Genomic DNA, 7,362 nt, shown 5'->3' with positions numbered 1-7,362 from the left:
CGGCAGTAGGCGGGATTGACGTCGATGAACACGCCCTCGGTATTCAGAATCCAATAGCCGGCGTTGGCACTGTCAATGGCCCTTTCCGCATGCTTGGCGCGACGGTTTTGCCAGATTAGATAAGGCGTCACACATGAAATAACCACGGCGACCAGGAACAGTGGGAAGAACATGTTTAGGTAGAGAAAAATCGAGGGGTATTATCAAAATTAGAATTGAGAAGGTCAAACTGTTCGAAAAAGTGAAACTTCAGGGTTCATTTTTCTGTCTTGCATCCCCAAAAAACGTATGTCACAGAATTACTTCACCACTCAAAAAGCAGCGACCTTGTTGGGCGTCTCACTGCGCACGGCGCAACAATGGCTTGAGAAGGGCTATCTGGAAGGGTGGAAGACGGCAGGTGGCCACCGACGCATTACCCATCAATCGGTAACCCGGGTCATGCGCGAACGCGCTCAAGGGGTGCCATTGGCGCAAAAACCTGATGCCCTGCCGCTTTTGATCATCGAAGACGATCTGTCGCTGCTCAAGCTTTACCGCCGTCACATCGCCCAATGGTCGTTCAAGGTCACGGTCTATACAACGACCAACGGCTTCGAGGGTTTGGTCATGGTCGGCGAAATGTCTCCCCGACTTTTAATCTGTGATTTACGCCTTCCCGGTGCCAACGGGTTTCAGGTCGTGCGGTCTTTGTGCGAGATGTCTCGTTTCAAAAAAATGACGATTGTGGTGGTTACCGGGCTTCCCTTGGCTGAGATCAACGCCCATGGTGGGCTGCCCGAATCGGTGGAGATTCTTGCCAAGCCGATTGATTTTGAGCGGCTTCAGGCGATCGCGCATGGCGTGTGGTCGATGCAATCGGCCCAGACAAAAATTACCCCATAAAAACCGGGTCCGAGAAGACCAGGGTGCCGTCCTTGCGGATCATCAGGTTGTCGGCCTTCAGCAGGTCGGGCAGGGCGTCGTATTCCACTGAAAACATCTCTAGCGCCTTGAGTGATTTTTGAACTGTTTCGGTCCAGCCCATCGGGGTCACCACCAGATGATGCAGTGCAATACGACCCATGTCGCGCGCCAGGTAGCGCCAGGTTTGGCAGCCATTGAAGTAGAGCGTTGAAATCTTGCTCGCCAGTTCGGTGGCGTCGCCGGTGCCGGGCAGTGGGTAGAGTTTTTCAACCTCAATAATGTGAAATTCATAACCGCGGCTTGAGCGTCCCGCCGTGCCGTGATCGGCATAGACCACCGGAAAATGGGTGCCGGTGGGTCGGTCGGTGGCGGTGTAGTAGGCGTAGTCGGTGGGCGATGAGACTACCTTGAAAACATGCTCATGGCCGTCGACCACATCGCCCTCCAGCACGATGGTGTTTTCACCGCGCCCGATCTCCAGTCGACCGGCCAGCAAGGGGTGATCAGGCACGGGGTCGGAAATGAGCTCGCCGCATTTTGTGGTCATAAGTTATTTCAGTTAAGTGCCCGGATTCTGGGGCTTGGAAAAATGCTAGATTTGACTTAACTCAATTTAAATCCATGGAATTAATTTGTTTTTCAGGGGCTGCAGGGATTAGGTTCTTAGCGGGTCATCGTTCCCGGTTATAACCATTGATCACTCAGGAAGGCAAACCATCAATGTTCACATTTCCTCTCCACTGGCGGCGCATGAGTTTGGGCGCCAAGCTCACGCTCAGCAATTTTCTGCTGGTCGCCACGGTACTCACCTTGTTTGTGCTGGCCATCAGTTATTCGGTCTCCAACACGATTGAAGCCCGGGCCACCACCGAATTGAATGACAAGACCAAGATACTGACTGACCTGATCGAGAGTTCGGACAAAGACCTGAGAATTCGCACCGCTTCCTTGGCCAAGGCCTTTCAGACCAGTTTCAAGGGAACATTTGAGCTGGACGCGGCCACCCTCGACATCAAGGGGCGCGCCACACCGGTCCTCAAGCTCGACAAGAAAATAGTGAATCTCGATTTTGGGGCCGTGGACCGTTTTACCGAGATGACCGGTGCTGTGGCCACTGTGTTCGCCAAGTCCGGGGACGATTTTGTGCGCATCACCACCTCGCTTAAAAATGACAAGGCCGAGCGTGCCGTGGGCACCTTGCTGGATCGGGCGCACCCCGGTTACAAGGCTGTGTTGGAGGGTGCCAGTTACACCGGTCTGGCCACCTTGTTTGGTCACCAGTACATGACGCAATACGACCCGATCAAGGACGCCTCGGGCAAGATCGTTGGCTTGAGCTTTGTCGGGCTTGATTTTTCGGACTACCTGAAAACCCTGAAAGAAACCATCCGCAGCATCAAGATGGGCCAGTCTGGCTATTTTTATGTGCTTGACGCCCGCGCTGGCGATAACTTTGGCAATCTGGTGGTGCACCCGTCGCTGGAAGGCAAAAACATCCTGGGCTCCAAGGACGCCAGTGGGCGCGAGTTCATCAAGGAAATTCTGGAAAAGAGAACCGGCGTGATTCGCTACCCGTGGATCAACAAAGAGCTGGGCGAAACCGCGCCGCGTGACAAACTGGTGGCCTTCATTTACCTGAAGAACTGGAACTGGGTGGTGGCCGGTGGTACCTATGTGGACGAGTTCACGGCGGAAGTCAACAGCCTGCGTAATTTTTATGCGGTGCTGGGCTTGGGCATCGTAGCCTTGATTTCCGGCATCTGGTTGCTCCTGATTCGCCGCATGGTGACGCGGCCCATGGAGCAGGTCCGTGGCGCTGCGGAGTCGATCGCACAAGGTGATTTGACGCAGGTGCTGACCACCGACCGGCAGGACGAAATCGGCCAGCTCATCGGTTCGATGGCCAATATGCAGACGGTGCTGGCGCAGTTCCAGGCTGCGCAAGCCGAGATGGCGCGCCAACACGCACTGGGCATGATCAATTTCCAGATGCCCGCCCACGAATTGCCAGGCAGCTATGGCGCCATGGCGCAGGCCAGCAACGAGCTGGTCAAGACCCACATCACGGTGATGCTGCGGCTGGTGGATTTGCTCGACCAGTACGCGAAGGGTGATTTTTCCGAGCACATGCTGGCCTTGCCGGGCCAGCAGCAGCGCATGACCGACGTGGCCAACGCAGCCCGCGACACCATGGTGGCGTCAGCCCAGGCAGCCAGTTTCAACGCCCGGGTGAAATCGGCGTTGGACAACGTCAGCCTGCCGGTGCGCATTGCCGACGACGACGGTACCGTCATCTATATCAACCACGCTCTGCAAGCCACGCTGCGCAAGTACCAGGACGGGTTTCGCAAGCAGATTCCTGGCTTTGACCCGGACCGCATCGTCAATGGCAGTGTGGGCGTCTTTTACGCCGATCCGCAAGCCGCGCTGGCACGTCTGCGCAACCTCAGTGGCATGACCCATTCACGGCTGACCCTGGGTGGGCGCCAATACGACCTCAGCACCACGCCAGTGATCGGCAACGGCGGTGAACGCATGGGCACGGTGGGCCAGTGGTCTGATGTGACCGAGCAACTGATCGCCGAGCAGCAAATTGAAACCATGGTGCAGGCCGCAGCGCAAGGCGACTTCAGCCAGCGCCTGAGCATGGACGGCAAGACCGGTTTCTTTGCCAACCTCTCGACCGGCATGAACCAGCTGATCGACACCAGTGAGCAGGGTTTGAACGATGTGGCCCAGGTGCTGGCCGCCTTTGCCGAAGGCGACCTGACCCAGCGCATTGAGCGCGACTACCAAGGCCTTTTTGGCCAGGTCAAGGACAGTGCCAACGCCACCGCCGAGAACCTGACCCGGATCATGGACGAAGTGCGCGCTGCTGCCGACGCCCTCACTGGCGCGGCCAACCAGGTCAGCGCCACCGCGCAATCGCTGTCACAAGCCGCCAGCGAACAAGCGGCCAGCGTGGAGCAAACCACGTCCAGCATCGACGTGATGTCGGCCTCCATCAACCAAAATAGCGACAACGCCAAGGTGACCGACGGCATGGCCACCAAAACCAGCAAAGAAGCGGTGGACGGCGGCAGCGCCGTGAGCCAGACCGTGATTGCCATGAAACAGATCGCGTCCAAGATCGGCATCGTCGACGACATCGCCTACCAGACCAATTTGCTGGCGCTCAATGCCGCCATTGAAGCGGCCCGTGCGGGTGAGCATGGCAAAGGTTTTGCGGTGGTGGCGGCCGAAGTGCGCAAGCTCGCCGAGCGTAGCCAGGAGGCGGCCAAGGAAATTGGCGAACTCGCCAGAAACAGCGTGACCACCGCTGAGCGCGCGGGCAAGTTGCTTGACCAGATCGTGCCCAGCATCCAGAAGACGTCCGAGCTGGTGCAGGAGATTGCGGCTGCCAGCGCAGAGCAAAGCGAATCGGTGGTGCAAATTGGCGGCGCCATGGGGCAGCTTGGCAAGGCGACTCAGCAAAACGCATCGGCTTCCGAAGAGCTCGCCGCCACCAGCGAAGAGCTTTCAGGTCAGGCCGAGCAGTTGCAGCAAACGGTTGCCTTTTTCAAGACCGGCGATGCAGCGCCCAAAGTGCGCAGTCGCCATCAGGTCGCCGTCGGGCACGACCGGCGCGCTAACGCACCGAGGCTGACTTCCCGCTAGGTTTTTAAGGCGTTCAGGCCTGTAGCCCCCGTGCTGTGTGCGTGAGTAGCTATTAAAAGAGTAGTTTTATTACGTTGGATGCGAATCGGTTACAGGCTGTTGCCAATGTTTTTTCTGAACATGCGAAAGCGCAAGAAAAAAGCGCCTGTTTAGCTGCAAAATTTCAGTCAGTTAACGGAGGTCGGCAGGGTCGGCTCCGCTTTGTAAGCTGATGAAGAATTGCAGGATGCGGCCGATGCGATATCAGTGGATTCCATTTTCCCCACGATTCAAGGTGGCGCTGGTCACGGGGGCGCTGGCCTTGCTGGCAGTTGTCGGGTTGTTGGGCGCTCAGGAAATTCGGAGTTCTGCGCATCAGGCGCACTTCTTTGCCGAGATGGCCCGCAAGGCCAATTTTTCGGTTGAAACAGGGCCGAGTCCCGCCATCCGTTTTCCGCAGCGGGCGCCGTATGACGACCGGCTCGGCTATTCGCAGTTGCCGGTGTTGATTGAGCAGCTCCAGAAGCAGAATTTCGACATCGTGCGGCAGTCGCGCATCTCCAGCAGCATGGCCGATCTGGTCGATGACGGTTACTTTGCCCCCTACCGGGAAAAGACCCAAAGCGGCCTGCACATTCTGGATGACCACGCCAACACGCTGTTTCAGGCGCGTTATCCGCAGCGTGTGTTTGCGCAGTTTGACGATATTGCGCCGGTGCTGGTGCAGAGCCTGCTGTTCATCGAGAACCGCGAATTGCTGGATGAGGCGCACCCCCAGCGCAACCCGGCGGTGGAGTGGGACCGTCTGGCCAACGCGGTGCTTGTCAAAACCCGCAACACTGTCACTGGCGAGGGCCGGGCGCCCGGTGGCAGTACGCTGGCGACGCAAATCGAAAAATACCGCCATTCGTCCGAAGGGCGCACCGCCTCGGTTCACGAAAAGTGGCAGCAGATGGTGTCGGCCGCCTTGCGCGCCTACCAACAGGGGGAAGACACCCGCATGGCGCGGCGCCAGATTGTGCTGAGCTACCTGAACACCATGCCGCTGTCTGCCAAGGCGGGTTTTGGTGAGGTGCACGGGCTGGGCGATGGCTTGTGGGTCTGGTACGGGCGTGATTTCAGTCAGCTCCATCACTTGCTGAGCGCCTCACCGGCGAGCCCGGGCGAGCTTGCTGAGCAGGCGCTGCTCTACAAACAAGCGCTCAGTTTATTGATTTCACAGCGCCGCCCGTCCTACTACTTCGATGCCAATGAAGCCGAACTGGAGCAGGCGACCGACAGCCATTTGCGTCTGCTCGCCAGCGCCGGGGTGATTACACCCGCGCTGCGCGATGCGGCGCTTCAGGCCAAACTGCAGCGACGTGCCCGCCAAATCCCGGCGCCAGTGGTTTCCTTTGTCTCGCAAAAGGCCGCCAATGCCGTGCGTACTCACCTGGCCAGCTTGATGGGTGGCAGCCGCTTGTATGACCTGGACCGGCTGGACCTGACCGTGACCAGCACGCTGGATGCCCCCGTGCAAGCTGCCGTAACGACCTTGTTGCGCGAACTGCGCAACCCGAGCCGCGCCAAGGCGGCGGGGCTGAACGCCCACCAGTTGCTGGACCGGGGCGATCCGGCCAAGGTGGTTTACAGCTTTACCCTCTATGAGCGCGGGCCAGAGGCCAATTACCTGCGGGTGCAAACCGATAATTTCGACCAGCCGCTCAACATCAACGAAGGCACCAAACTCGACCTCGGCTCAACCGCCAAGCTGCGCACGCTGGTCACCTACCTCGACCTGGTGGATAAGTTGCACCAGCGGCTTGTCGCGCTGGACAGCCCGCAATTGCGCACCCTGGACGTTGACCCCCAGGACGTGCTGACGCGCTGGGCGGTGGATTACCTCAGCCGTGCCGAGGACAAAAGCCTGAGCCCGATGCTGGAAGCGGCGCTGGAGCGGTCCTATTCCGCCAGCCCCGCCGAAGGCTTCATGACCGGTGGCGGGTTGCACCACTTTAATAACTTCAAGCATGAGGACGATGGTCGGGTGATGTCCGTGCGCGACGGTCTGCGCAATTCGGTCAATCTGGTGTTCATCCGGCTGATGCGCGACATCGTGCACCACTACATGTTCCAGACTTCGGGCGCCTCGGCCCAATTGCTGCAGGATGGCGACGACCCGCGCCGCGCCGCTTACCTGGCGCGCTTTGCCGATCGGGAAGGGCAGGTATTTCTGCGAAATTTCTGGGTCAAGTACAAGGGCAAAACCGCGCCCGAGGCGCTGGAACTGCTGCTGGACAACAAGCCTGCGAGCCCCAAAAAGCTGGCCGCCATCTTCCGCACCATCGAGCCACAGGCCTCGCAGGCACAGTTCTCGGCCTTCATGAAGGAACACTTGCCGGATGGCGTGCAACCGGCTGAGTCCAAATTAGCCAAGCTTTACCCCCAGTTTGCGCCCGAGCAGATGACACTGGCCGATCGGGCTTACGTGGCAGGGGTGCATCCGCTGGAGTTGTGGTTGGTGGGCTTCTTGCGCCAGCATCCCAAACCCAGCCAGACACAACTGATGCAGGCCAGTGTTGCCGAGCGACAAGCGGTTTATGGCTGGTTGTTTTCCAGCACGCGCAAGCCCGCGCAGGACAAGCGGATTCTGGGCTTGCTTGAAGAGGACGGGTACCTCGAAATCCACCAGCAATGGGCTCAAATGGGTTACCCCTTTGAGTCGCTGGTGCCTTCCTACGCGAGTGCACTCGGGGTTTCGGCCGACCGACCTTCGGCACTGGCCGAGCTGATGGGCATTTTGGTCAATGATGGCGTGCGCAAACCCAACACACGCATCCA

4 protein-coding genes are annotated in these 7,362 nt (G+C 58.7%); 3 read left to right on the top strand and 1 reads right to left on the bottom strand.

What is annotated here, in order from left to right:
• The first annotated feature begins 288 nt into the window (after positions 1-288).
• Positions 289-885, top strand: coding sequence for a response regulator (locus WCG50_RS16045; protein ID WP_336900603.1), 597 nt, complete (start codon positions 289-291; stop codon positions 883-885).
• Here WCG50_RS16045 and WCG50_RS16040 read toward each other — a convergent pair.
• Positions 875-1,453: a hypothetical protein gene (locus WCG50_RS16040; protein ID WP_336900602.1), complete on the bottom strand. Its 579-nt coding sequence runs from the start codon at positions 1,451-1,453 to the stop codon at positions 875-877. The two genes, WCG50_RS16045 and WCG50_RS16040, sit on opposite strands and share 11 nt — an antisense overlap.
• Before the next feature lie 173 nt (positions 1,454-1,626).
• Here WCG50_RS16040 and WCG50_RS16035 point away from each other — a divergent pair, with 173 nt between their 5' ends.
• A complete protein-coding gene (locus tag WCG50_RS16035) occupies positions 1,627-4,563 on the top strand; it encodes a Cache 3/Cache 2 fusion domain-containing protein (protein ID WP_336900601.1) in 2,937 nt (978 codons plus the stop codon).
• A 235-nt stretch (positions 4,564-4,798) separates the two neighbouring features.
• On the top strand, positions 4,799-7,362 hold a 2,564-nt coding region (locus tag WCG50_RS16030), incomplete at its 3' end, for a biosynthetic peptidoglycan transglycosylase (RefSeq protein ID WP_336900600.1).

It is taken from the genome of Rhodoferax sp. (assembly GCF_037143375.1).
Taxonomy (GTDB): domain Bacteria; phylum Pseudomonadota; class Gammaproteobacteria; order Burkholderiales; family Burkholderiaceae_C; genus Rhodoferax.
This window is presented reverse-complemented; position numbering and strand designations above follow the sequence as displayed.

Excerpts from the sequence above, each read along its gene's own strand:
- WCG50_RS16045 (WP_336900603.1), top strand. The coding sequence starts at position 289 with ATGTCACAGAATTACTTCACCACTCAAAAAGCAGCGACCTTGTTGGGC.
- WCG50_RS16040 (WP_336900602.1), bottom strand. The coding sequence starts at position 1,453 with ATGACCACAAAATGCGGCGAGCTCATTTCCGACCCCGTGCCTGATCAC.
- WCG50_RS16035 (WP_336900601.1), top strand. The coding sequence starts at position 1,627 with ATGTTCACATTTCCTCTCCACTGGCGGCGCATGAGTTTGGGCGCCAAG.